The organism is Streptomyces sp. CBMA291, from assembly GCF_014596525.1.
In the GTDB taxonomy this organism is placed as follows: domain Bacteria; phylum Actinomycetota; class Actinomycetes; order Streptomycetales; family Streptomycetaceae; genus Streptomyces.
Genome location: NZ_MSJP01000111.1, coordinates 47,501 through 72,107, shown reverse-complemented (window position 1 = coordinate 72,107; position 24,607 = coordinate 47,501). Strand labels below are relative to the sequence as shown.

The window sequence follows — 24,607 nt, the reverse complement described above, 5'->3', positions numbered from 1 at the left end:
GGCGTGTCCCGCCCCCGGGGTGTCCGTGTGGTGGTGCGTCAGCGCCCGGTGCCGCCGTAGACGACGGCCTCGTCCGAGTCGCTGTCCAGGCCGAAGGCGGTGTGGACGGCGCGCACGGCCTCGTTGACGTCGTCGCTGCGGGTGACGACCGAGATGCGGATCTCGGAGGTGGAGATCAGCTCGATGTTGACGCCCGCGTCGGAGAGCGCGCGGAAGAAGTCCGCGGTCACGCCCGGGTTGGTCTTCATTCCGGCGCCGACCAGGGAGATCTTGCCGATCTGGTCGTCGTAGCGGAGCGAGTCGAAACCGATCGCGTCCTTCGCCTTCTCCAGGGCGTCGATGGCCTTGCGGCCCTCGGCCTTGGGGAGGGTGAAGGAGATGTCCGTGAGGCCGGTGGCGGCGGCGGACACGTTCTGCACGATCATGTCGATGTTGATCTCGGCGTCGGCGACGGCCCGGAAGATGGCCGCGGCCTCGCCCGGCTTGTCCGGCACGCCGACGACGGTGATCTTCGCCTCGGAGGTGTCGTGGGCGACACCCGAGATGATGGCCTGCTCCACCTTCTGGGCTCCTTGCGGTTCGTTGCTGACCCAGGTGCCGCGCAGTCCCGAGAAGGACGAGCGGACGTGGATCGGGATGTTGTAGCGGCGCGCGTACTCGACGCAGCGGTGCAGCAGCACCTTGGAGCCGGACGCGGCCAGCTCCAGCATGTCCTCGAAGGAGATCCAGTCGATCTTCTTCGCCTTCTTCACCACGCGCGGGTCGGCGGTGAACACGCCGTCGACGTCCGTGTAGATCTCGCAGACCTCGGCGTCGAGCGCGGCGGCCAGGGCCACGGCGGTGGTGTCGGAACCGCCACGACCCAGCGTGGTGATGTCCTTCTTGTCCTGGGACACGCCCTGGAAGCCGGCGACGATGGCGATGTTGCCCTCGTCGAGGGCGGTGCGGATACGGCCCGGCGTGACATCGATGATGCGCGCTTTGTTGTGGACCGAGTCGGTGATGACTCCGGCTTGGCTGCCCGTGAACGACTGGGCCTCGTGGCCCAGGTTTTTGATCGCCATGGCCAGCAGGGCCATGGAGATCCGTTCTCCGGCGGTCAGCAGCATGTCGAATTCACGCCCGGCAGGAATCGGGGATACCTGTCCGGCGAGATCGATCAACTCGTCCGTCGTGTCGCCCATCGCGGAAACCACGACGACCACCTGGTGGCCGTTCTTCTTGGCGTCCACGATTCGCTTGGCGACGCGCTTGATGCCTTCGGCATCGGCAACGGAGGAGCCTCCGTACTTCTGCACGACAAGGCCCACGTGCGCTCCTCGATCAGTGTGTGCCGCAGCCGGCGCTGCGATCGGCTCAGTCTAACGAGGGACCGAAAAACGCCAGCGTGATATCGCATGCTGAGATCTCACGCTCACGGAATGAGCAAATGCCGATCAGACGAGCGGGCACCGGAAACGAGCGGGCACCGGGAACCCACGCGGACCGGAAACAGGCACGGAACCCGCGCGGACCGGAAACAGGTACGGCCCGGGAACCCGCGCGGACCCGAAACAGGCACGGCCCAGCAACCGGCTCGGACCCGAAACGGGTACGGCCCGGAAACAGGCGCAGGCCGGGAAATCAGCTCTTGAGCGTGCCCAGGCCGAGCGGGGCGCCGATCTCCTCCGCCATCACCCGTCCCGCCTCCTCCGCGAGGTCGTCCTCGGTCAGGTCCTCGTCGGTGTCGAGCCCGTCCAGGGCCGCGAGGGGCTGGTCGAGGCGTACGTGGGCGACGAGGGACTGGAGGGCGCGGAGAGTCGCGGACGCGGTGGGTCCCCAGTTGGAGAAGTAGGAGAACTGCCACCACCAGAGGGCCTCGCTGGTGCGCCCGGCGCGGTAGTGGGCGAGCCCGTGCCGCAGGTCGGTGACGATGTCGGCGAGGTTGTCGGAGATACGGGCCGGTACGGGCGCCTTGCGGGGCTCGTACGGGTCGAAGACCTCCGAGAAGACGTCGACCGGGTCGAGCAGGACCGCGAACCGCTCGCGCAGGTCGTCGGCGTCCGGCTCCGGACCGGTGTCCGTCTCGTAGCGCTCGTCGGGGACGATGTCCTCGTGCGCGCCGAGCCGTCCGCCGGCGAGGAGCAGCTGCGAGATCTCCAGGAGCAGGAAGGGGACGGCGCTGTCCGGCTCGTCGCCCTTGGCGACCTCGGTGGTCGCCACGATGAAACTCTCGATGGAGTCGGCGATCTGGACCGCGAAGTCGTCGGGGTTCTGCGTCATGGAGTGCAGCGTGGGGTCAGACATCGAGGAGCCTCCCTGGGAGCGCGCCGGCCCTGTCGTCATACATCTAGCAGCCTTCGGCCCTCGAAGGCACGGCCGAGGGTCACCTCGTCGGCGTACTCCAGGTCACCACCGACCGGGAGACCGCTGGCGAGACGGGTCACCCTGAGCCCCATGGGCTTGATCATCCGCGCCAGGTAGGTGGCGGTGGCCTCGCCCTCCAGGTTCGGATCGGTCGCGAGGATCAGCTCGGTGACCGTGCCGTCCGCGAGCCGGGCGAGCAGTTCGCGGATGCGCAGGTCGTCGGGGCCGACGCCCTCGATCGGGCTGATCGCGCCGCCGAGGACGTGGTACCGCCCCCGGAACTCGCGGGTCCGCTCGATGGCGACGACGTCCTTCGGTTCCTCGACCACGCAGATGACGGTGAGGTCGCGGCGCGGGTCGCGGCAGATGTTGCACTGCTCCTGCTGGGCCACGTTCCCGCAGACCGCGCAGAACCGGACCTTCTCCTTGACCTCCAGGAGGGCGTGCGCGAGCCGCCGGACGTCCGTGGGCTCGGCCTGGAGGACGTGGAAGGCGATCCGCTGCGCGCTCTTGGGACCGACGCCGGGCAGCCTGCCCAGTTCGTCGATGAGGTCCTGAACCACGCCTTCGTACACGGAACGCCTTTCCGGAGCTGTCTTGTCTTCTTACGGCTTGGCCTTACGGCTTCTTCCGATGACTTCTTACGGTCATTTCTTACGGTAATGGCTGGAAACGAGCCGCAGGAGGGGCTGGGCCCCGGCAATCAGGCCCGGTGGGGGTCGGGGCTCAGAAGCCCAGGCCCGGCATGCCGCCCATGCCCTGGGCCAGCGGGCCGAGCTTGGCCTGCTGGAGCTGCTGCGCGTTGTCGTTGGCGGCCTGCACGGCGGCGACGACCAGATCGGCGAGCGTCTCGGTGTCCTCGGGGTCGACCGCCTTGGGGTCGATGACGAGGGCGCGCAGCTCGCCGGAGCCGGTCACGGTCGCCTTGACCAGGCCGCCGCCCGCCTGCCCCTCGACCTCGGTCGCCGCGAGTTCCTGCTGGGCGCGGGCGAGGTCCTGCTGCATCTTCTGGGCCTGCTGGAGAAGCTGCTGCATGTTGGGCTGGCCACCACCGGGGATCACGGTCACTCCTGAGGTTCGGTACGTCCGTATGTCGGTACGCCGAGCCTACGTGGTCCCTGCCCGACCCGCTCCATCACTCTTTCGAGTGGGAAACCAGGGCCCAGTGCACCTGATCAACAGCCTCTTTCGGGAAGAAACCCTGAGATTCCGGACCCGCCGCCCACCGTTCGGCGGTAGGAAGGGCGGGCACCACGTGCACCGCACGCCACAGAAGGATCACGAAGACTGCGCTGAACAGAGGAGTCCCCCGGTGAGCCAGCAGCCGGATACGCCGCCGCCGGGACCTCCCGGGGGAGGTGTGCACCGCGATCCGACCGGTACGCCGTTCCCCTTGGGCGACTGGGGCGAGCCGGCGGACCGGCTCGACGAGCTGTACCGCTGGGTGGAGGGGCACGCCCTGCGGACCGCCGAGTGGTACCTGTGCGACCGGGTGTGGAAGCGCCGGGGGGCCAGGGTCCTGCGGCTCGGCACGGCGCTCGGGGCGATCGCGGGCGCGACGATGCCGCTGCTCGATCTGACGGGGGTGGCGCGGGGCGCGGCGGGCTGGGGCTATGTGTCGTTGCTGCTCGGCGCCGCCTGTCTGGCCTGTGACCGGTACTTCGGTCTGACGTCGGGCTGGATGCGGGACGTGGCGACGGCGCAGGCGGTGCAGCGGCGGATCCAGACGCTCCGGTTCGACTGGGCGACGGAGTGCGTCCGGGAGGTCCTGGGGCCGACGGAGGGGACCGCGAGCGAGGCGGCCGAGCGGTGTCTGACGGTGCTGCGCCGGTTCGCGGACGACGTGACGGAGCTGGTACGGGCGGAGACGGCGGACTGGATGGTCGAGTTCCGCTCGGGCCCGGCGCCACCGGCCCTCCAGTCGGCGAACGTGCCGCCGGGCCGTCCGGCGACCGGGCCGCCGCCGAGCCGCTTCACGATGCCGCCGCTGACCCGCCCGCACCTGCCCCGCCAGCGGCCCCCGGAGACCCGCTGACGGCCCCGTACGGGTTCCTCGGCTCGGAAACCCGGCCCCGCACCCGCACCGGCCCCGTGCCGTCCGCCCCCGTACGTGCCGTCTCGTCCTCAGCTGAGGACGATCATCGAGCCCTGGGCGAGGCTGCGGGTGGCCGCCGCGTGGAGGCCGAGCCAGACGTGGCGCTCGCGGGCGAAGGGACCGTCGTCGTACGGGAGCGCGACGGCCGGTTCCTCCAGGGAGGTGGGGCGGTCCGGCGGGACGGGCGGTGCCGGGGGGTTCATCGGGTCGATGCCGATCGAGGGCGCGACGAACTCCAGCTCCCTCAGGAGCCCGTGCGAGGAGCCGAGCGGTCCGCCGCCTTCGAGCAGCTCGTCGCTGGCGAGCGGGACGGGGAAGTCCACCGGTACGTACGCGCCGGCGTGGTCGTAGTGCCAGACCAGGTGCGATTGCTGGGCGGTCGCCTCGAACATCTCCAGGAGCTGCTCGTAGTCCCCGCCGAGTTCGCCGACCGGTTCGACGGGCAGCCCGCACATCTGGAGCAGGTACGCGCGCCGCAGGAAGTGCAGGGCCTCGTAGTCGAATCCGGCCACCGGGGCGACGTCGCCCGAGAGGCCCGGCATGTACGCGTAGACGGGCACGGTCGGCAGCCCGGAGGCGCTGAGCACGGCGTCGTAGGCGGCTATCTCTTCGGCGAAGGGATTGTCGGGGCTGTGGCACAGCACGTCGACGAGGGGGACAAGCCACAGGTCACAGGCCAAGGGAGGCTCGCTCTCCGTCAGTTGCAGGGACGGCCAGGGTAGTCGGCGCGGGCGGCGGAGCCCACCCGCTGGGGAACTGCCCCACCGAACCGCTCCTCAACCCCTGACGCCTCCCCGACGCGCCCCGGAGCCGACCCCGGGATTCCCCCGAGGCGCCCCGGAGCCGACCCTGACGAACGTCGCTCATCCCGCCCGCGCCTCCAGTCGTTCCGCCCAGGCCAGGCAGTGGGTCTCGTGGTCCCGTATGACCTGGGCGGCGGAGACGTCGTCGCCCCGGGTGACCGCGTCGACGAGGCCCACGTGGCCGCTCCACAGCCAGGCGGCCGGGTCGCGTTCGGCGCGCAGATGGGGCACGGAGAAGGCCCAGCCCTGGATGCGGAGCCGGTGCAGGAACTCGGCGATGTGGTCGTTGGCGGAGACGAGGCGGCCCAGCTCGCGCCAGTAGCGGACGTCGTAGCCGACGAGGATGTCGAGGTCCCCGGCGCGGGCGGCGCGGGCGGCGGCCTCGCCCCTGCGCCGGACGGAGACGAGCGCGACGCCGAAGCCGAGGTCCGGTTCGTCCGGGGGGCCCTGCTTGGGCCCGGGGACGTGGCGCCGGAAGAGACCGTCGACGACGAGCGTGCGGGCTTCGACCATGCCCCGGTAGTCGGCGATCGAGTACGGGTGGACGCGGAAGCCCCGGTGCTGGTCGCAGTCGAGCAGCCCCTGCGCGCAGAGGTCCACGAACGCTTCCCTCACGGGGGTCGCGGAGACGCCGTACTGGTCGGCGATCTGCTTGACGGTGAATTCCTCGCCTGCTTTGAGACGCCCGGCGAGCACTTCGTCACGGAGCGCATCCGCGATCTGCTGTCGAAGGGTGTTGCGGGTGACAGCTCCTCGCGCGGCCATGTGGTCGGTCCCCTCCCGTCCGGCTCCGGACACCCTAGTCCAGACCAGGGGAGGGGACCCGAGGGGTGGTTACACGGTGTGTTCGTCGGCGACCGTCAGGGCCGCGTCGAGGGCCGCGAGTCCTTCCTTGGCCTCGGCCTCGGAGACGTTGCAGGCGGGAACCGCGTGGGTGCGGTTCATGTTGACGAAGGGCCAGAGGCCGTTCTTCTTCGCCGCCGCGCCGAAGGCGGCCATCGGCGCGTTGGCCTCGCCCGCCGCGTTGTAGGGGACGAGGGGCTCGCGGGTCTCCTTGTTCCTGACCAGGTCGAGGGCCCAGAAGACGCCCATGCCCCGGACCTCGCCGACGGAGGGGTGCTTCTCGGCCAGCTCGCGCAGGCCCGGTCCGAGGACGGTCTCGCCGATGTGGGCGGCGTGCTCGACGACCTTCTCCTCGGCCATCACCGTGAGTGTCGCGACGGCGGCGGCGCAGGCCAGCGGGTGGCCGGAATATGTCAGACCGCCGGGGTAGGGGCGCTGGTCGAAGGTGGCGGCGATCTCGCCGTTGATGGCGACGCCGCCGAGCGGGACGTAGCCGGAGTTGACGCCCTTGGCGAAGGTCATCAGGTCGGGCACGACGTCGAAGTGCTCGGCGGCGAACCACTTGCCGGTGCGGCCGAAGCCCGCCATGACCTCGTCCAGGATGAAGACGATCCCGTACTTGTCGCAGATCTCGCGGACGCCCGCGAGGTAGCCGGGCGGCGGGGTCATGATGCCCGCCGTGCCGGGGATGGTCTCCAGGATGATCGCGGCGATGGTCGCGGGACCCTCGAAGGCGATCGTGTCCTCCAGGTGCTGGAGGGCGCGGGCGCTCTCCTCCGCCTCCGTGGTCGCGTAGAAGGGCGAGCGGTAGAGGAAGGGCGCCCAGAAGTGCACGACTCCGGCGGAGGCGGTGTCGGAGGGCCAACGGCGCGGGTCGCCCGTGAGGTTGATCGCGGTGGAGGTGGCGCCGTGGTACGAGCGGTAGGCGGAGAGCACCTTGGCGCGGCCGGTGTGCAGCCGGGCCATGCGGACGGCGTTCTCGACGGCCTCGGCGCCGCCGTTGGTGAAGAAGATCTTGTCCAGGTCGCCGGGGGTGCGCTCGGCGATGAGGCGGGCGGCCTCGGAGCGCACGTCGATGGCGAAGGCGGGGGCGAAGGTCGCCAGCTTCCCGGCCTGCTCCTGGATGGCGGCGACCACCTTGGGGTGCTGGTAGCCGATGTTGGTGTAGACGAGACCGCTGGTGAAGTCGAGGTAGCGGTTGCCGTCGTAGTCCCAGAAGTACGAACCCTCCGCGCCGGCCACGGCGAGCGGGTCGATCAGGCCCTGGGCGGACCACGAGTGGAAGACGTGCGCGCGGTCGGCGGCCTTGACGGCGGCGCCCGCCCGCGGGTCGGGTTCGATGTGAGGGGTCATGGGCCGAGCGTAAGGAAACGCAGGTGGGGCGAGCCATGACCATCTTGTCCACCGAGACCGGAGCGAACGCGACACCTTGTTTCCCCGGCCGGTGCCCGGCCGCCCGGTGCCGCCCCGGCCCTCCCCCGCCGGCTCCTCTCCCGTCGGCCGTCGGCCTGCCTTCCCCGGTCCGCCCCCCGGGGGGGGTGGGGCGGACCGGGGAAGGCGTGCTCAGACCAGCAGCTCGCGGACGACGCTGCGGAGGAGCAGCGGGTGGACGAAGCGGTCGGCGGCGGTCGGCAGACACCGCCACGAGAGCGGCCAGGTCCTCCCCGTCAACGCCGGTACGGGAACATAGCTCACATGGGCGGGTCCCGCGTTGAACCGTGTCACCCCCCGGGGCCATGCCTTGTGGGTCGTGGACCCCGGCGGCACGAGGAAGTAGACCCCGCGCCGTCCGTTGGCCTCGGCCACGACGGGCCCGGGGTCGCCCCCGGTGAGCAGCTCTATCCAGTCCGCGAGCCGTCGTCCTTCCTCGCCGTCGACTCGAACGGCGTCGAATTGCACCCCCGCCTTGCGGAGTTGGAATCCAGAGGCTGGAATCCAATCCGCGCTCACTTCCTGATTCTCGTCATTCACGAGGACATGTTCCCGCGTCGACGCTAACGTTTTCCACGACTGCCGCAGGCGCGTCGTCAACCCCTTGACCTGCGCCAACTGACGTCGTACGCAGTCGAATTGCCAGGGGAGCGCTTGAGATCACTTGAGATCAGTTGAGTTCGGATGGGGGTCGCGATGGCACGTGCGGAACACAAGGAAACCATTGGCCCCGCCGCGAGGATGGCGGCGGCGATCGCAAAACGATTGAGGTTGAAAAAGGGACTTACTCAGACGCAGCTCGGAAAACTGACCGGCTACACGGGTGCAGCCATCAGTGCGATGGAACGTCTGATCTACGCGATCAGCGACGACATGCTCGTCCAGCTCGAACGTGTACTCGCCGACGGAACGGGCATCTTCGAAGAGATGCGGGAGCTGGTACGGATGGAGAAGCTGCCCGAGCAGTTCCGTGACTACGCGGCGATCGAGAAGAAGGCGGTCGCGCTCTGGCTGTACGCCAACCACGTCGTCCACGGGCTGTTCCAGACGGAGGCGTACGCGCGAGCGCTGATCGCGGGGGGCCACCCCGTACCGACCGACGAAAGGGTGGAGGAGCTGGTCGCGGCTCGGATGGACCGCAAGTCGCTGTTCGACCGCAAGCCGGTCTGCGAGATCGAGCTGATCCTGGACGAGTCCGTCCTCCGGCGCCCGATCGGCAGCGAGGAGATCATGCGCGAGCAGCTGGTGTACCTGGCGGAGTGCGCGCGAAGGAGGAACGTGACCCTTCACGTACTGTCGATGGAGGCCGGGCTTCGCGATGAGTACGCGGGTGCCCGAGGCGAGATGAACGTGCTGGAGACACCGGCCCACGACCGAGTCGTCTATCTGGAAATCCAAGACGAGAGCCTGCTGCTCAGCGACGTGGGCAAGGTCAGTACCTACATGCAGCGGTATGCGAAGATCCGGGCACAAGCCCTTGACCCGCGCGAGTCGTTGGGTCTCATCGAGGAGTTGGCGGGAGTACGGAGATGAATGACACCCTGCACTGGTTCAAGTCCAGCTACAGCGACAGCAGCGGCGGGAACTGCATCGAGGTGGCCGTCGACTGGCACAAGTCGTCGTACAGCAGCGACAGCGGTGGCAACTGCGTAGAGGTCGCCACCTGTGCGCACGCCGTCCACCTGCGGGACTCGAAGGTCGGCGACGGGCCCACGTTCACCGTGGAGCCCGCCGCCTGGACCGTCTTCCTGACGTGGCAGGACTGAACCGGCAGGACTACTAGCAGGACAGGTTGTTCCCGGCGGGAACGCCCAGGATCTGGGTGTACTGCTGGTACTTGGTGACCCGGCTCTGCACCTGGGCCGGGTTTCCGCCGTTGCACTCCAGGGTGCCGTTGATGGAGCGGATGGTCTCGCCGAAGCCGGCGCCGTTGACCATGGCGTTGTGGCCGGTCATGGTGCCGGGGCCGTTCTGGGTGTTCCAGTACCAGAGACCGGTCTGCATGGCGACGGCCGGGTCGGTCTCGACGCGGCTCGGGTTGTTCAGCAGGTCGATGCCGAGGGCGTCACCTGCGGCCTTGTAGTTGAAGTTCCAGGAGAGCTGGATCGGGCCACGGCCGTAGTACGCGGCCTGACCGGCCGGGCAGCCGTAGGGCTGGGACTTGTCGCAGTAGTGCGGGTAGTTGGCGGTGTTCTGCTCGACGACGTAGTAGAGCCCGGCGGTCTCGTGGGAGACGTTCGCGAGGAAGGCCGCGGCCTCCTGCTTGCGGACGGTGTCGGTGCCGGTCTTGGCGAAGGCCGGGTACGACTTGAGGGCGTCGACGAGACCCTTGTACGTGTAGAACGAGCTGCGGTTCGGGAACATCTGGTTGAACTGGGCCTCGGAGACGACGAAGTCCGGGTTCGGGGTGCCGCCGCCCTCCTCGCCGCCGCCGGTGCCGCAGGCGCCCTCGTCACGCCAGACGTCGGAGGCGCCGGGGCGCTCGTTCTGCGTCCACCACTTGGCGAACCAGTTGTGGCCGTTGTAGGAGGCGGTCTTGCCGCCGGTGTAGACGGTGGAGGAACTCCAGGCGCCTGCACAGGCGGGCGCCGCGCCCGCCGCTGTGGGGAGCAGGGCGGCGATTCCGATGGCCGTACAGAGTGCCGCCATGAGGACGAGCAGCTTGCGCAGCATGCGTGCTTCCTTCCGGGTGGGGTCCGGGTGGGGGAAACACTCAGCGAAGCCGCAGTGGTCTGGACCTGTCAAGGTCTAGACCAGAAGTTGTGACACGGGATTCCGCTTGGCCTAAAGAGTCGGGGCCCGGCGGGGGAACCGCCAGGCCCTGAACGGGAATTCACTCTCTTGAGGGAGCGCGCAGCGCATTCAGATGAGCAGCACAATCCGGCCAGGGCGGTGGCCCGCCTCCGCGCGCCGGTGGGCCTCCGCCACCTCCTCCAGGGGCAGGACGTCGGCCATCCGGGTGGCCAGCTCTCGGGCGGCTACCTTTTCGAGCATCCGCTTGAGGCGGGGACCGTCCGGGGTGCCGTGGACCGCCTTCACGTCGATCTCCCGCTCGGGTGCGGGGGACCGTTCGGCGGAGGCGGTGACGAAGATCCCGCCGTCCTTGAGCGCGGGCAGCAGCGGGTCCCCGATCAGTGCCGCGTCGAAGATCCCGTGCAGGCGCTCGGGGGCGAAGGCGAGGACCTTGGTGACGACCTCCTCGGGCGCCCCGCGGGTGACGACCGCCTCGGCGCCGAGCAGCCCGAGTTCCGCCTCGTCGCCCTCGTCGGCGAGGACGGCCACCCGGAGCCCCGCCGCCGCCGCGTGCTGGAGGGCGAAGCGGCCCACCACCCCGCTCGCCCCGGTGATCAGCACCGGGGACCCGGCGGGAAGCTCCAGAAGGTCGACCGCCTGGGCGGCGGTCAGGGAGGAGAGCGGCACCGAGGCGGCGGTGGGGAAGTCCACCTCGTCGGGGACGGGGGCGAGCCAGGACGGGTCGACCCGGATGACCTCCGCGTAGGCGCCCTCGCCGGTCAGCTCGTCCAGCCAGGGGATGAAACCGGCCACCCTGGTCCCTTCGGGGAGCCCCGGGACCGAGTCGAGAAGCCGCCCGGCGAAGTCGAAGCCGAGGATGAAGGGCGGGGCGAGCCCGCCGATGGCGGCGGCGAAGCGACCGGAGCGGATCTTCAGGTCCGCCTGGTTCACCGAAGTCGCCTTCAGGCGCACGCGTACGCGCCCCGGGACCTCCCCCGCCTCGGGCTCGGGACGGCGGGCCATCCGGAGGACCTCGGGTCCGCCGTAGGCGGTCACTTCGACGACACGCATGGGGTTCTCCTCAGCCGGAACTCCCCCTCGTGGCCATTACACCCAGGGTCCCGGGGCCCGGCAACCTCTGCTCGCCCGCCTGGGGAAGCCGGGGCTCCCGCTGGCGGAACGGCGAACTTCAGGTGGCCAGGACCCGCCCCACCCCCGTACTCGCACACGCGTCCGTACCGTCGCGCGGGTGGAATGGCTTACCGCTGAGAATCTCATCGCCGTGGGCACCGCACTCCTCGGCGTCCTCGTCTCCGTCGCCGCCGTCTGGTACGAACGCCGGGTGCCGCACCAGCGGCGGATCGGCTACCGCGTCCAACTGGACACCTCGATCGGTGACGGCGCGTCGGGGCGCGCCCTCACCGGCTCCGGCACCACCGTCCGGCGCGGCTTCTTCGACGCCAGCCCCGACCTCGTCGACGCCACCCTCGTGCTGCTCAGGATCGAGAACGACGGCGCCCTGGCCCTCACCGCCGACCACTACACGGACGGCGGCACCAACGGGCTGACCGTCGAGTTCACCGGGCGCCGGGTCAAGGCGGTCGTCGTCACCGCGCCCGAGCACCCCCGGCTCCTCAGCCACTTCCCCGTCACCTGGACCGGACCCGCCGAGGGCGACACCTCCGTCCACCTCCCGAAGGTCCCCCTCAACCGGGGTTCCCACTACAAGCTGCTCGTCCTCCTGACCGGCGGGCCCATCGGCAGCCCCGTCAACGTCGAGGGGAACATCGACGAGGGGTACGTCCACGTCAACCACAGCACCACCCCCGACGACAAGCCGCCCGTCTTCAGCCGGGTCGCCCGGACGGTCACCGTCGTCCTCACCGTCTGCGTCGTCGCCCTCGCCGCGATCATCGTCCGCGAGCAGGAACCGCCGCCCATCGGCTGCGCCCGGGGCACCCTCACCGTCACCGGCTCCACCGCCTTCCGGCCCGTCGTACGGGAACTGGCCACGAAGTACGAACACGACTGCCCCGGCTCGACGATCCAGGTCTCGGCGCACGGCTCGACCGCCGGGATCCGGGAACTCGCCGAGGCGGGGGCGCGGGCCACGGCGGGCTCCCCCGCCGTCGTCGCCCTCTCCGACGGGCGCAAGCCCGACGGCTACCCGCAGCTGCGGGAGAGCATGGTCGCCGTCTCCCTCTTCACCCTCGTCCTCAACGACGACATCCCCGTCGACACCCTCACCCTGGACCAGATCCGGCGGCTCTACCGGGGTGACATCACCAACTGGAAGGAGCTGATCCCGAGCCTCGACCAGAAGGTCCTGCTGGTCAGCCGGGACGCCAACTCCGGTACGCGGGAGGTCTTCCAGCGCCGGGTCCTCGGCCGCAACGAGCCCGCGAACTCCTCCCGCGACTGCGTCCACAGCGACGACACCGAATCGCCGGTGATCCGCTGCGAACTCGACTCCACGGAACAGGTCCTGTCCACCGTCGCCCGGCTCCCCGGCGCCCTCGGCTACACCGAACTGCGCTCCGGCAGCGGGTTCAAGGGACTGCACCGGGTCGCCATCGACGGGCGGCGCGCCTCCCTCGACGAGATCGGCGCGTCCCCGTACCCGTACCGGGAGATCGAGTACGCCTACACCTGGGGCCAGCCGCCCGCCGACTCGCTGACCTCCAGTTTCCTCACGTATCTGAGCCGGGGCAGCGGCCAGGACGTCATCCGCACCCACGGCCACCTGCCGTGCGCGACCCCCAAGGGGCTGCGGATCTGCGGGGAGGGGTGAGGACTGACACTCCGTCGGGACCATGGGGTCGGCCGGGCCCCCGTCTGGCATGCTCGGTCGACGTGGACCCATTGCACCCCCAAGACCCGGTCGTCATCGGCCCGTTCCGCCTCCTCGGCCGTCTCGGGGTCGGCGGGATGGGCCGGGTCTTCCTGGCGCGCTCGGCCGGTGGACGGGCGGTCGCGGTCAAGGTGGTGCACGCGGAGCTGGCCGCGCAGGAGGAGTTCCGGCGCCGGTTCGCCCGCGAGGTCGGCGCCCTGGAGCGGGTCGGCGGCACCGGCACCGCGCCCGTCCTCGGCTCCGACACCGAGGCGGACGCGCCCTGGGTCGCCATCGGCTACGTCCCCGGGCCCTCGCTGCGGACGGTCGTCGGCGACGAGACCGGGCCGCTGCCCCCGGCCACCGTCAAGGCGCTGGCCTCCGGACTCGCCCGCGCCCTCGACCACATCCACGCCGCCGGGCTCGTCCACCGCGACCTGAAGCCGTCGAACGTCCTTCTGACCGTCGACGGGCCCCGGATCATCGACTTCGGCATCGCCCGCGCGGTCGACACGGCGGGCGACGGCGGCGGACTCACCACGACGGGCGCGGTCGTCGGCTCCCCCGGCTTCATGTCCCCCGAACAGGTCCGCGCCACCGCCATCGGCCCCTCGTCCGACATCTTCTGCCTGGGCTCGGTCCTGGTGTACGCGGCGACCGGACGGGCCCCCTTCGGGACCGCCGAGAGCGGCGTCCACGCCACCATGTTCCGCATCGCCCACGACGAGCCCGACCTGACCGGGCTCCCGCCCGAACTGACCGGTCTGATCCGCGCCTGCCTCGCCAAGGACCCGACGGCCCGCCCGACCGCCGCAGAGATCGCCGAGACCCTGCCCGTCCCCGACCCCTGGCTCCCGGCGAACATCCTGGCCCGCCTGGGCCGCCACGCGGCCCGCCTCCTGGACGCGGAACCGGTGACGGCGGGGATGGACGTGGGAATGGGTGTGGAGGACGAGGTACGGGACGCGGTGCCGGCGTCGTACGGGGGCGGGGGTTCTTCGGCGGGCGCTGCGGCGGACTCGGTCGGTACGGACTCGGTCGGTACGGACTCGGTCGGTACGGGGCCGGGCGGTACGGACCCGGAGCCCGCGTCCGGCTCCGGCTCCGGCTCCGAATCCGGCTCCGGCACAGGCTCCGGCTCCGGCTCCGGCTCCGGCTCCGGCTCCGGCTCCGGCTCCGGCTCCGGCTCCGGCACAGGCTCCGGCCGCGCGGGCGCCGAGGTCACCGCGCCCCGGCGGAGGGTCGGGCGCCGGGGCCGTACCGCCCTGGTCTCGGCCGTGGCGGCGCTGGCGATCGCGGCGGGGGCGGGACTCGCGTACACACTCTGGCCCGGCACCGGCCCCGACACCAGCACCGGTCCCGGCTCCGGTCCCGGCGGTGGCTCCGGTGGTGGCTCCGGGCGGCCCGCCGGGATCGTCCCCGCGGCCTTCCTCGGCGCCTGGGAAGGCGTCCTGGAGGGCTCGGCGCAGGCCCCGTACGCGACCAGCAGGATCGAGGTCGCGCAGGGCGCGACGGGCACCAGAAGCGTCGTCTACGCGCAGGTGACGGGCGAGACGCTGTGCATGGGCCGGGCGGTGCTGCTCTCCGCCACCGAAGGCGAACTCGTCCTCGGGGACGCGGAGGTGACCGTCAGCGTCCCGGCCGAGCGCTGCACCCCGGCCGCCCGCCAGACGCTGCGGCTGCGCACCCATGACGCCGTCGAGTGGAGTTCCGGCGTCGCCAAGGCCACCTTCCAGCGGGCCGCGGCGGGGCCCTCCGTCATCCCCGCCGCGTTCGTCGGCACGTGGAAGGTGGCCCCCGAGACCCTCACCCAGCCCGAACCGGACCGATGGTCCTACCGGGTAAGCGTCACGCAGGGCCCGATCGGCGCGCCCCTGGTCCGCTTCGAGCAGTCGTACCCGCGCACCGACAGCCAGGGCGACTACCTGACGGAGGACGTCGACTGCGCCTCCACCGCCGTCGTCGCGGGCGCGGGCACCCTGATCGTCATCGGCCCGGAAACCCGAGACCCGGCCCACTGGGACCCCGACTGCGCCGAGAACGGCTCCAGCAACCTCCGCCTGGTCCGCTGGAAGGGCGAGGAACGACTCCAGATCTACGGGATGACCGCGGACGGGGAGCCTTCGGAGTTCGTACGGGACTAGGCCGCCCTTTTCCGACAACTCGCCCCTGTGGAAGCTTCGTTGGGGCTCCCGCCCGACCGCCCGGACGGGAGCGAAGGACCGTGCGCGACGGCATGGGGCCGGGCTGCTCGACCCGTCACCCGAAAGGGTGGTTCGGGTCAACTGCCGTGCTTTGGCGGAAAATTCGAGAGCAGCATTCGTCGGGAGTTTCCGACGTTCGCAGTGGCTTTCGGGTCACACGGAAGGATTCATATGCCGGGTAGGACCCGTCTCGTCCTCGCAGGACTGCTCGCGGCAGGTGCCATGGTGCCGGGGATGCCATCGGCGGCGGCGGAGAGCACCCCGGCGGTGAAAGTCGTCGTCTCCGACTGGTCGCAGGGCGGATGGATCGCGAAGGCGACCTGCCCGAGCGGCTACGGCCTGGTCGGCGGCGGCCAGGACGCCCGCCTCGACACCAACGCCTTCGGCGCGCTCAGCGACGGCATCGAGGCCAACGCCCCCGACCCCAACAGCACGAACACCTGGATGACCCAGGCCAAGAGCGGATCCGTGCGCTCCTTCGCCCTGTGCGCCAAGGACGCGCCCGTACCCGTGGTCGTCGCCTCCGACTGGCCCCAGGACCACTGGATCGCCACGGCGACCTGTCCTGCGGGCACGCACCTGATCGGTGGTGGCGAGGACGCCCGCCTGGAGACCATGGTCTCCGGAGACGTCGACGACGACATCGAGCTGAACGCCCCCGATGCGAACACTCCCGACACCTGGTCCGCCCAGGCCAAGAAGGGCCAGGCGCGCGCCCTGGCCCTGTGCGCGACCGGAGCCCCCGCACTGAAGGTCGTCGTCTCCGACTGGTCGCAGAGGGGGTGGATCGCGAAGGCGACCTGCCCGAGCGGCTACGGCCTGGTCGGCGGCGGCCAGGACGCCCGCCTCGACACCAACGCCTTCGGCGCGCTCAGCGACGGCATCGAGGCGAACGCCCCCGACCCCAACAGCACGAACACCTGGATGACCCAGGCCCACAGCGGAGCGGTGCGCTCCTTCGCCCTGTGCGCCCCGAGCGCGCCCGTACCCGTGGTCGTCGCCTCCGACTGGTCCACGGACGGCCGGCAAGTCCGCGCGAGCTGCCCCCAGGGCACACAGCTCGCCGGTGGCGGCCAGGACGCCCGCCTGCGTACCGACAGCTTCGGCAGCGTCGACGACGACGTCGAACTCAACACCCCCGACCCCCAGAACCCGAACACCTGGACGGTCCGCGCGCACAGCGGCCAGAGCCGCGCCCTGGTCATGTGCACCCCCTGACCCTCTCGTGACCTTCGGCCCCGCCCCCGGCACGGTCCCGGAGGTGGGGCCGTGCCGTAGGCCCGTCCCTGGTCTCAGGCACCCCTCGCGCCGAAGCAGTCGCGCCAGGTTCCCTCGGTGGGCCGCCAGTCGTACGTCGTACGGGCGAGCGTGTCGTCCGCGCCGCGCGCCCAGCCGGGGCGCCCGCGTGTGGGCCGGGGGGCGGGGGTGTCGGACTTCGCCGCCAGGAGCGGGATCCACGCGTGTGCCGGGGCGGGCTCGCCGTCCACGATGTTGACGGTGCCGGTCGGCCAGTCGAGGGCGGCGAGCGCGGCCCGTGCCGCGTCCGCGACGTGCAGGAAGGACGTCACCGTGTCGTCCGCCGGAAGCGCCAGGTCCATGAGTTGCCGCGCGACCGGGCCGTTCGGCTCGTACCAGGTGCCGGGCCCGTGCAGGGTGCCGTAGCGGAGGATCACATGCTCCGGCAGTTCGGCCACCGCCTGCTCCAGGGCGTGGACACCGGCGATGGTGGTGGCCCTCGGTTCGCCCGCGCCGAGGTCCAAGGGGGTCGACTCGGCTGCCGGGGTGTCGCCGGGCTCGTACGCCCAGCTGATCGACTGGGCGACGATCCGGCGGACGCCCGCACGGTGCGCGGCGTCCACGAGGTTCCGGGTGCCTTCGCGCCGGATCCGCGCGTTGTCTGCGATGCTCCCGCCCGCGAGCGCGGTCAGCTGGTGGACGATCGCCTCCGGCGCCGCCGCGCCGACGGCGTCCGCGAGGGCGTCCCGGTCGAAGACGTCCACCTGGACCGCCTCGGCACCCTGGTCACGCAGCCAGGCAGCACCCCGGGGGTCACGGGACGCGCCGGTCACCTGATGTCCGGCCTCCTGGAGCAGGGGCAGCAGCAGACGTCCGATGGCACCGGTGGCACCGGCCAGGAAGATACGCATGGGGTCCTTCGTCCTTCGGGTTGTTCTCGGGTGGGTGCGGGAGTAGGTGGATGGGGTGGGTGAGGCGGACGGGGTGGGCACACCAGCCCCCGCGCCGGCCTTCGCACCAGCTTCCGCGTCGGCCCCCGCACCGGCCCCCGCACCCACCCCCACCCCCCTCGTCGATCACTCATCCACTCACGCTACGAGGCCAATGGCCCACGCCCGTGGGCCAAACTGGGGCCATGGGACTGGACCAATCCATGCGTGCGGCGCACGGGCTCGATCTCCTCGTCGACATCGGCCCGCCCGGTCGGCGCGGCTCGCGGCGGCAGGCCGTCGAGGACGCGCTGCGCGCCGCCGTCCAGCAGGGCCGTCTGCCGCCCGGCACCCGTCTGCCCGCCAGCCGGGAACTCGCCGCCGATCTCGGTCTCGCCCGCGGCACGGTCAGCCAGGCCTACGAGCAGCTGATCGCCGAAGGCTGGCTCACCGCCCGTACCCGGGCCGGGACCAGGGTCGCGGGCGCCGCCGCGCCGACCGGGCCTTCCGGGGACCCGTACGGGCAGGCCGCCGTCCGGCCCCCGGCGGCCCGGCACGACCTCGGTCCCGGCCGCCCCGACCTGTCCGCCTTTCCCCGCCAGGAGTGGGCCCGCGCCCTGCGCCGCGCCGTTCTGGAGGCCCCCGTCGAGGCCCTCGGCTACGGCGATCCGCGCGGACGCCCCGAGCTGCGCTCCGCCCTCGCCGGATACCTCGGCCGGGTCCGGGGCGTCCGGGTCGACCCCGCCCACCTGGTGATCTGCTCGGGCTTCACCCAGGCCTTCCATCTGCTGACCCGCGTACTCGCCGGGACCGGAGCCGCGAGGATCGGCATGGAGAACCCCGCCATGCCGGAACACGTCGAGATCGCCCGTACCGCCGGTCTCACCGTCCTCGACCTGCCGGTGGACCAGGACGGGCCGCTCGTGGCACCGGCCGAGACCGGCGGCGCCCACGTCGTGCTCTGCACTCCCGCCCATCAGTTCCCGCTCGGCGTCAGCATGTCCCCGGAGCGCCGCGCCCGGCTCCTCGCCTGGGCCGACGCCCAGGACGGGTGGATCGTCGAGGACGACTACGACGGCGAGTTCCGCTACGACCGCAGGCCGGTCGCCGCGCTCCAGGCCCGCCGTCCCGACCGCGTCGCCTACGTCGGCAGCACCAGCAAGTCGCTCGGCCCCTCCGTCCGGCTCGGCTGGATCGCCTGCCCGCCCCGGCTGCTCGAACCGCTGGTCGAGGCGAAGCGCCTCGCCGACCGGCAGACCCCGACACTCGAACAGCTCGCCCTGGCCGACCTGCTGACCACCGGCGCCTTCGACCGGTATCTGCGCGCCCGCCGCCGCTCGTACCGCCAACGCCGGGACACGCTCGTCGCCGCCGTCGCCGAGCGCCTCCCCGAGGCCCGTGTCACCGGCATCGCGGCCGGACTCCACGTCCTCCTCGAACCGCCGCCGCACCGCACCGACCAGCGGAAGACCGCCGCCGCGCTACGGCGGCACGGCATCGCGCTCACCACGCTCGACCGCTATCTGCGCGGCGAGGAGCGCCCCGACCCCGCCCCCCTCGTCGTCGGCTACGCGACCCCCGCCGCCCACGCCTACCCGGCGGCCGTCGACGCGCTGCTGACCGCCCTGACCGAGGCGGTGCGGTGACCGACCGGACGGCACCCCGCCCGTCGAGCCACCGGACGACACCGCGCCCGTCGAGCCACCGGGCGATGCCGCGTCCGTCGAGCCACCGGACGGTGACACGTCCATCGGGCCACCGGCCAGTGACACGTCCGTCGGGCCCCGGACGGCGACCGCGACCGCGCGGAGTGAGTCCACACCCCCGTCCGTACGGCGACCGCACCCGCACCCGCACCCCCGGGCAGCGCCCGCACCCTGTCCGAAACCCGCTGTCGTCGATCACCGCGCCTCGGGGCCGGACCTGTACGCTTGACTGAATTGTCCGCCGATCACCCGAGACCTTCTGAATGCTCCTTTCTGTCGGATTGCTCCAGTACGCACCCCAGGACCGCTCCGCCCCCGAGAACATCCGGTTCATCCGGTCCGCCGTCGGGGGCGTCACCGATGCGATCATCACGCTGCCGGAGTTCTTCCTCGGCAGCTACCGGGATCTTCCCCTCGTCTTCCCCGCTCCGGACGACCTCCGGCGCCTCCTCGGGCCCCTGGCCGAGGTCTCCGCCACGCAGCGGCTCCGGTTCGTCGGCAGCCTCCCCGTCGACCTCGGAGGGCGGAAGGTCAACCGCGCCCTGGTGATCACCGACGGCGAGATACTCGCCGCACACGACAAGGTCCGGCTCTTCGGTCCCGAGCGGGACCTCTTCCAGCCGGGTCGGCGCCCGCACCGGGTGGTCGACATCGGCGGACTTTCGAGCACCGTGCAGATCTGCATGGACATCGCCGACCCGCTGCCGGTCCGCGAAGCCGCCCGCGCGGGGGTGAACCTGGTGCTGAGCCCGTCGACCGTCTCCGTCGACTACCTCCGGGTCATCCACCGGGCCAGGGCCCTGGAGAACCAGGTGGTCAGCGTCTTCTGCAACCGGCACGGAGTCGATCAGGACGGCACGGTCTACCTGGGGCGCAGCGGGATCTTCTTCCCCGACGGCACGGACCTGTCCGTCGGCACCGACACCGACGAGCTGGTCCTGAGCACGGTCACGAGGGAGCAGCTCACGGCGTGGTCCCTGCTCCAGCGGGACCTGGTGCGGGACCACGTCGACACGAGGGAGCTGGCCCGGGTCGTCTGACCAGCAGATGATCGCCCAGGACGAGCGCGTCGAGCCGCATGGCGAGGAAGGCGCGGCAGGCGTCGGCAGGGGTCTCGACCAGGGGTTCCTCCCGCCGGTTGAACGAGGTGTTCAGGAGGACGGGGACGCCCGCCCGCTCGTCGAACCGGCGCAGCAGCCGCTCGCACCGCTCGTCCTGGTCCGCGCGGACGGTCTGCACCCGGGCGCTGCCGTCGACATGGGTCACGGCGGGAATCAGCCATCGTTTCTCCGGCCGTACGGTGACCGCGAGGGCCATGAAGGGACTGGGTCCGGCCGGTTCGAAGAACTCCCCGGCGCGCTCCTCGATCACCATCGGCGCCAGTGGCCGGAACCACTCGCGGTCCTTCACCCGGGTGTTGACGTACGCGCGCATGGCGGGGCGGCGGGGGTCGGCCAGGATGCTGCGGTGGCCGAGCGCCCGGGGGCCCAGCTCCGAGCGGCCCTGCCACCAGCCGATCACCTGCCCTTCGGCGAGCCGTCCCGCCGTCTCCGGCAGCAGCTCCGCCTCGTCCATCCGGGTGTGCTCGACGGACTCCCCGAGGCTCCGGATGGCCGCCTCGACCGCGCTTTCCGGGTACGGAGGGCCGTAGTAGGCGGTGCGCATCACGGCGTCCGCAGGCAGTCCCCGGCGGCGCGCCTCGTGCAGGAGCTTGCCGATGGCCTGTCCGTCGTCGCCGGGCGCGGGCACGATGAACACCTCGGCGAAGGGGCCGTCCCTGACGATCCGCCCGTTGGCGACGCAGTTCAGCGCCACCCCGCCCGCCAGACAGAGCCGGGGGCTGCCGGTGAGCCGGTGGGCGCGCCCGGCGAGACCGAGCAGGATCTCCTCCAGGATGACCTGGCCGGCGTACGCGATGTCCATGTCGTCCCGGTCGAAGCGGCCGACTTCCGGCGGGCGGGCGCGGGCGGCGACGAACTCGTCCCAGAGGACCTGGTCGTGCGGTGGGGGCGGGGGCCAGCCGAAGTCCCGGCGTCCGATGGTGTTGGCGAGGACGACCGAGGTGAACCGGGGGTCGACCCGGTAGCCGCCGTCCTCCTCGGTGCCCGCGTGGCGGCGGAGCAGGTCGAGGAAGCGGGAGGGGCGCCCGTAGGAGGCGAGGGCCATGGTCTTGCCCTCGTCGTGCAGTCCGCCCATTCCGGCGAGGGCGCCGACCGCCGTGTAGAAGTGCCCGACCGATTCGGCGGCGAAGATCCCGGAGGGGGCGGCCCTTTCCTCCACCAGGGTCAGTCCTTCGGGGGTGCCGTGCCAGAGGGAGGTGGTGACGAGCCGGTCGCCCCGGTATCCCTGTCCGTCGACGACGAGCACGGCGGCTTCGCGGAATCCGGAGCCGTAGAAGGTGCCCGCCGCGTGATGCAGATGGTGATCCTCCCGGACCAGCCCTCCGGAGTTGTCCACGCATTGGTCACCCGGGGTGCCGAAATAGGGCCGGTACGCGGGAAAGGAACGCAGGTGGCGGTAGGCGAGCCGGGAATCCCAGCTGTGCTTGCGCCGCTCGCCGACGCGCTCCGAGGCGAGCGCGACGATTCCGCCGCCGGGCAGGAGCAGGGCGACCCCGCCGTCGTGCCAGGAGGTGCCGTGGCTGTGCACCAGGGCGGTCGGGCCTTCCGGCGGGCTTTTCTTCGGGCCTTCCGTCGGGCCTTCCGTCGGGCTTTCCGTCGGGCTTTCCGTCGGGGGGCTCGCCGGGCTTTTCAGCGGGAGGGGCGGGGGCTGGTTCACCGGGCGGCTCCGATGTCTTCGGGCGGGTTCAGGCGTGGAATCCCAGGGAGGCGACGAAGACGTAGTTCGGTGATCTGTTGAGCAGTTTCCGGACGACGAAGTCGTCGTAGAGCCCCGGCGGTACCTCGGTGTCCACATGGACGCGGACGCTCACCCGTGCGGGCAGGAGCTGACCGGCCAGATTCACCGCGAGGTCCACCCGGTCGTGGTCGGCGCTCGTCATCCGCGTACTGGCCAGGACCACCTCCTGGAAGTGGTACGGCTGTCCGGGCAGCGGCGCGTAGAGCACGACCGTGATCAGATGCCCGGGATATCCGGCGTAGGTCTCGACGCCCTTGGTCCGCAGCCGGAGCGTGGTGGTGTCGGGTCCGGCGGGGTCGGTCTTCTCCAGGGTCAGCGGGAGATCCACGGTGAGACCGGAGTAACTCGCGTCGCCGTACACACCGGGCTCGTCGCCGAGCTGGACGCGACCTTGCCAGATCAATTCGGGCTTGTTGCTGAGCATGTACTGGCCTCCCGACGATAGGGGGCCCAACCGGCTTTGATTATATAGCGCCCGCGCATATCACGACCGGTATCGACACGGGTCACGACCGGTACCGGCACGGGCGCACGGAGAAGGCGGCCCGGATGTCCGGACCGCTTTCGTACCGCTCACTCCCGCAGGAGTACCGCTCCCGGAGGAATACCGCTCCAGGAGGAGTACTAGAGCGACAGGTCCTTCTGGTCGGTGATGACCTTTCCGGCGATGTACAGGTTGCCGTCCGAGTCGAGAATGCCGACGACCTTCTTGGTGCTGCCGTGGTGGGTCGTGAAGTAGACCTTGTCCATCTCCTGCGACGAGGAGAAGTTCGAGTTCATGCGGATCTCGACGCTGTTCGGGGAGATGACCGCGACGTTCTGCTCACCGGACCCGGGCCGGACGTCGTTGGAGACCAACTTGACCTTGCCGTGGTACTCGCCCTCGTCCCAGTTCGAAGCCTGTCCAAGATCCAGCTCGGCCATGGTTCCCCTCCGGTTCCACGGGACTGTTTCCGGAACAGCCCCGACCGATTGGGGAGCCTAGGTGGCGGAGTTCCGGAGAAGGAGTCATTCCGGAAAGGCTGGCCGTAATTGATCTCTGCGGCCGGAATCGGCCAGGCGCGGGCGACCCGCCGCACACCCCCGGAGACGGCGCGAAGGGCCCGCGCCCCCGGAGAACCGGGAGGCGCGAGCCCTTCGTACGCGCGGTCGCGCCGGCGCTTCGTCCGGCCGGACGAAGCGCGAGCACGCTCCTTACAGGAAGGAGTTGATCTCGATGGTCTCGGTGCGGCCGGGGCCGACGCCGATCGCGGAGATCGGGGCACCCGACATCTCCTCCAGGGCCTTCACGTACGCCTGCGCGTTCTTCGGCAGGTCGGCGAAGGTCTTGGCCTTGGTGATGTCCTCGGACCAGCCCGGCAGCATCTCGTAGATCGGCTTCGCGTGGTGGAAGTCGGTCTGCGAGTAGGGCAGCTCCTCGACGCGCTTGCCGTCGATCTCGTACGCGACGCAGACCGGGATCTGCTCCCAGCCGGTGAGCACGTCGAGCTTGGTGAGGAAGAAGTCCGTCAGGCCGTTGACCCGGGTCGCGTAGCGCGCGATGACCGCGTCGAACCAGCCACAGCGACGGTCACGGCCGGTGGTGACACCGCGCTCGCCACCGATCCGGCGCAGCGCCTCGCCGTCCGCGTCGAGCAGCTCCGTCGGGAACGGACCGGCGCCGACACGGGTCGTGTACGCCTTGAGGATGCCGATGACCCGGCTGATCTTCGTCGGGCCCACGCCCGCGCCCGTGCAGGCGCCGCCCGCCGTCGGGTTCGAGGAGGTGACGAAGGGGTACGTGCCGTGGTCGACGTCGAGCAGGGTGCCCTGGCCGCCCTCGAAGAGCACGACCTTGTCCTCGTCGAGCGCGTTGTTGAGGATCAGCGTCGTGTCGGCCACGAACGGCTTGATCTGCTCCGCGTACTGGAGCATCTCCTCGACGATCTGCGCGGCGTCGATCGAACGCCGGTTGTAGAGCTTGGCGAGCAGCTGGTTCTTGCCCTCCAGCGCCGCCTCGACCTTCTGCGAGAGGATCGACTCGTCGTAGAGGTCCTGAACCCGGATGCCGACGCGGTTGATCTTGTCGGCGTAGGTCGGGCCGATACCCCGGCCCGTCGTGCCGATCTTGCGCTTTCCGAGGAACCGTTCCGTCACCTTGTCGAGCGTGACGTTGTACGGAGTGATCAGGTGAGCGTTACCGCTGATCAGAAGCTTGGAGGTGTCGACTCCACGCTCGTTCAGCCCGCTCAGCTCGGAGAGCAGGACCGCTGGGTCCACGACGACGCCGTTTCCGATCACCGGGGTGCACCCCGGGGAGAGGATTCCGGAAGGGAGCAGGTGCAGCGCGTACTTCTGGTCGCCGACGACGACGGTGTGGCCGGCGTTGTTGCCGCCCTGGTAGCGCACTACATAGTCAACGGATCCACCGAGCAGGTCGGTGGCCTTTCCCTTGCCCTCGTCACCCCACTGAGCACCGAGCAGCACAAGTGCGGGCACAGGCGTACACCCCTTCCGGGTGGGGCATGTCCAAGGTCAGGGGCCGAGGCCCGCCTCACCGGTGTGCCCCGGAATAGACGAAGCCCCTGGCGCAATAGCGCAAGGGGCTCTTGC

The 24,607-nt window shown here is 71.0% G+C and carries 23 protein-coding genes; 8 read left to right on the top strand and 15 right to left on the bottom strand.

Annotated elements, in window-relative coordinates; genetic code table 11:
- Positions 1–38: 38 nt before the first annotated feature.
- From BU197_RS27810 to BU197_RS27795, 4 genes are all read right to left on the bottom strand, one after another.
- Positions 39–1,310 (bottom strand): aspartate kinase, encoded by a 1,272-nt coding sequence (locus BU197_RS27810; protein ID WP_188271075.1) that lies wholly within the window; start codon positions 1,308–1,310, stop codon positions 39–41.
- Positions 1,311–1,623: 313 nt separating this feature from the next.
- Complete coding sequence (locus tag BU197_RS27805) at positions 1,624–2,286, bottom strand: DUF5063 domain-containing protein (protein WP_188271074.1); 663 nt, start codon at positions 2,284–2,286, stop codon at positions 1,624–1,626.
- 35 nt (positions 2,287–2,321) lie between these two features.
- Complete coding sequence (gene recR, locus BU197_RS27800; RefSeq protein ID WP_188271073.1) at positions 2,322–2,921, bottom strand: recombination mediator RecR; 600 nt, start codon at positions 2,919–2,921, stop codon at positions 2,322–2,324.
- A 151-nt stretch (positions 2,922–3,072) separates the two neighbouring features.
- Positions 3,073–3,408, bottom strand: coding sequence for a YbaB/EbfC family nucleoid-associated protein (locus BU197_RS27795; protein ID WP_188271072.1), 336 nt, complete (start codon positions 3,406–3,408; stop codon positions 3,073–3,075).
- A gap of 250 nt (positions 3,409–3,658) precedes the next feature.
- Here BU197_RS27795 and BU197_RS27790 point away from each other — a divergent pair, with 250 nt between their 5' ends.
- Positions 3,659–4,381, top strand: coding sequence for an SLATT domain-containing protein (locus BU197_RS27790; RefSeq protein WP_188271071.1), 723 nt, complete (start codon positions 3,659–3,661; stop codon positions 4,379–4,381).
- A gap of 89 nt (positions 4,382–4,470) precedes the next feature.
- On the opposite strand, the gene BU197_RS27785 is transcribed toward BU197_RS27790, so the two are convergent.
- From BU197_RS27785 to BU197_RS27770, 4 genes are all read right to left on the bottom strand, one after another.
- Positions 4,471–5,121 carry a hypothetical protein gene (locus BU197_RS27785; protein ID WP_188271070.1) on the bottom strand — a complete coding sequence of 217 codons (651 nt, stop codon included), beginning with the start codon at positions 5,119–5,121 and terminating at the stop codon, positions 4,471–4,473.
- Positions 5,122–5,304: 183 nt separating this feature from the next.
- Positions 5,305–6,009, bottom strand: a complete 705-nt coding sequence (locus tag BU197_RS27780) for a GntR family transcriptional regulator (protein ID WP_188271069.1) — start codon at positions 6,007–6,009, stop codon at positions 5,305–5,307.
- Positions 6,010–6,078: 69 nt separating this feature from the next.
- Positions 6,079–7,440, bottom strand: a complete 1,362-nt coding sequence (locus BU197_RS27775; protein WP_188271068.1) for an aspartate aminotransferase family protein — start codon at positions 7,438–7,440, stop codon at positions 6,079–6,081.
- A gap of 210 nt (positions 7,441–7,650) precedes the next feature.
- Positions 7,651–8,058: a hypothetical protein gene (locus tag BU197_RS27770; protein ID WP_411158543.1), complete on the bottom strand. Its 408-nt coding sequence runs from the start codon at positions 8,056–8,058 to the stop codon at positions 7,651–7,653.
- A gap of 156 nt (positions 8,059–8,214) precedes the next feature.
- On the opposite strand from BU197_RS27770, the gene BU197_RS27765 reads away from it, so the two are divergent.
- Together BU197_RS27765 and BU197_RS27760 are read left to right on the top strand one after the other, a co-directional pair.
- On the top strand, positions 8,215–9,051 hold the full coding sequence (locus BU197_RS27765) for a helix-turn-helix transcriptional regulator (protein WP_188271066.1): 837 nt from the start codon (positions 8,215–8,217) through the stop codon (positions 9,049–9,051).
- Positions 9,048–9,284, top strand: a complete 237-nt coding sequence (locus BU197_RS27760; protein ID WP_188271065.1) for a DUF397 domain-containing protein — start codon at positions 9,048–9,050, stop codon at positions 9,282–9,284. Before BU197_RS27765 ends, BU197_RS27760 begins: the two co-directional genes overlap by 4 nt.
- A gap of 13 nt (positions 9,285–9,297) precedes the next feature.
- Here BU197_RS27760 and BU197_RS27755 read toward each other — a convergent pair whose 3' ends face one another.
- Positions 9,298–10,191 carry a glycoside hydrolase family 19 protein gene (locus tag BU197_RS27755; RefSeq protein ID WP_188271064.1) on the bottom strand — a complete coding sequence of 298 codons (894 nt, stop codon included), beginning with the start codon at positions 10,189–10,191 and terminating at the stop codon, positions 9,298–9,300.
- A gap of 189 nt (positions 10,192–10,380) precedes the next feature.
- On the bottom strand, positions 10,381–11,322 hold the full coding sequence (locus tag BU197_RS27750; RefSeq protein WP_188271063.1) for an NADP-dependent oxidoreductase: 942 nt from the start codon (positions 11,320–11,322) through the stop codon (positions 10,381–10,383).
- A 178-nt stretch (positions 11,323–11,500) separates the two neighbouring features.
- Between BU197_RS27750 and BU197_RS27745 the strand changes: the two genes are divergently transcribed.
- The 3 genes from BU197_RS27745 to BU197_RS27735 all read left to right on the top strand — a co-directional run bounded on the left by BU197_RS27745 (position 11,501) and on the right by BU197_RS27735 (position 16,503).
- Positions 11,501–13,042: a PstS family phosphate ABC transporter substrate-binding protein gene (locus BU197_RS27745; RefSeq protein ID WP_188271062.1), complete on the top strand. Its 1,542-nt coding sequence runs from the start codon at positions 11,501–11,503 to the stop codon at positions 13,040–13,042.
- A 62-nt stretch (positions 13,043–13,104) separates the two neighbouring features.
- On the top strand, positions 13,105–15,225 hold the full coding sequence (locus BU197_RS27740) for a serine/threonine-protein kinase (RefSeq protein ID WP_188271061.1): 2,121 nt from the start codon (positions 13,105–13,107) through the stop codon (positions 15,223–15,225).
- A 231-nt stretch (positions 15,226–15,456) separates the two neighbouring features.
- Positions 15,457–16,503: a hypothetical protein gene (locus BU197_RS27735; protein WP_188271060.1), complete on the top strand. Its 1,047-nt coding sequence runs from the start codon at positions 15,457–15,459 to the stop codon at positions 16,501–16,503.
- 74 nt (positions 16,504–16,577) lie between these two features.
- Here BU197_RS27735 and BU197_RS27730 read toward each other — a convergent pair whose 3' ends face one another.
- Positions 16,578–17,432, bottom strand: a complete 855-nt coding sequence (locus BU197_RS27730; protein ID WP_188271059.1) for an NAD-dependent epimerase/dehydratase family protein — start codon at positions 17,430–17,432, stop codon at positions 16,578–16,580.
- A gap of 224 nt (positions 17,433–17,656) precedes the next feature.
- Between BU197_RS27730 and BU197_RS27725 the strand changes: the two genes are divergently transcribed.
- Together BU197_RS27725 and BU197_RS27720 are read left to right on the top strand one after the other, a co-directional pair.
- Positions 17,657–19,096, top strand: a complete 1,440-nt coding sequence (locus BU197_RS27725; RefSeq protein WP_223183908.1) for a PLP-dependent aminotransferase family protein — start codon at positions 17,657–17,659, stop codon at positions 19,094–19,096.
- A 323-nt stretch (positions 19,097–19,419) separates the two neighbouring features.
- Entirely contained in the window at positions 19,420–20,196 is a 777-nt protein-coding gene (locus BU197_RS27720; RefSeq protein ID WP_188271058.1) for a carbon-nitrogen hydrolase family protein, read from the top strand.
- Here the strand turns inward: BU197_RS27720 and BU197_RS27715 are convergent.
- The 4 genes from BU197_RS27715 to BU197_RS27700 form a co-directional block, all read right to left on the bottom strand.
- The gene (locus BU197_RS27715; protein WP_188271057.1) at positions 20,120–21,805 is read right to left on the bottom strand and encodes a carbamoyltransferase; all 1,686 of its coding nucleotides are present in this window, start codon (positions 21,803–21,805) and stop codon (positions 20,120–20,122) included. The genes BU197_RS27720 and BU197_RS27715 overlap by 77 nt on opposite strands.
- A 157-nt stretch (positions 21,806–21,962) precedes the next feature.
- On the bottom strand, positions 21,963–22,439 hold the full coding sequence (locus BU197_RS27710) for a hypothetical protein (protein WP_188271056.1): 477 nt from the start codon (positions 22,437–22,439) through the stop codon (positions 21,963–21,965).
- 200 nt (positions 22,440–22,639) lie between these two features.
- Entirely contained in the window at positions 22,640–22,939 is a 300-nt protein-coding gene (locus tag BU197_RS27705) for a DUF6342 family protein (RefSeq protein ID WP_188271055.1), read from the bottom strand.
- 270 nt (positions 22,940–23,209) lie between these two features.
- Positions 23,210–24,493, bottom strand: a complete 1,284-nt coding sequence (locus tag BU197_RS27700; protein WP_188271054.1) for an adenylosuccinate synthase — start codon at positions 24,491–24,493, stop codon at positions 23,210–23,212.
- Between the last annotated feature and the right edge of the window lie 114 nt (positions 24,494–24,607).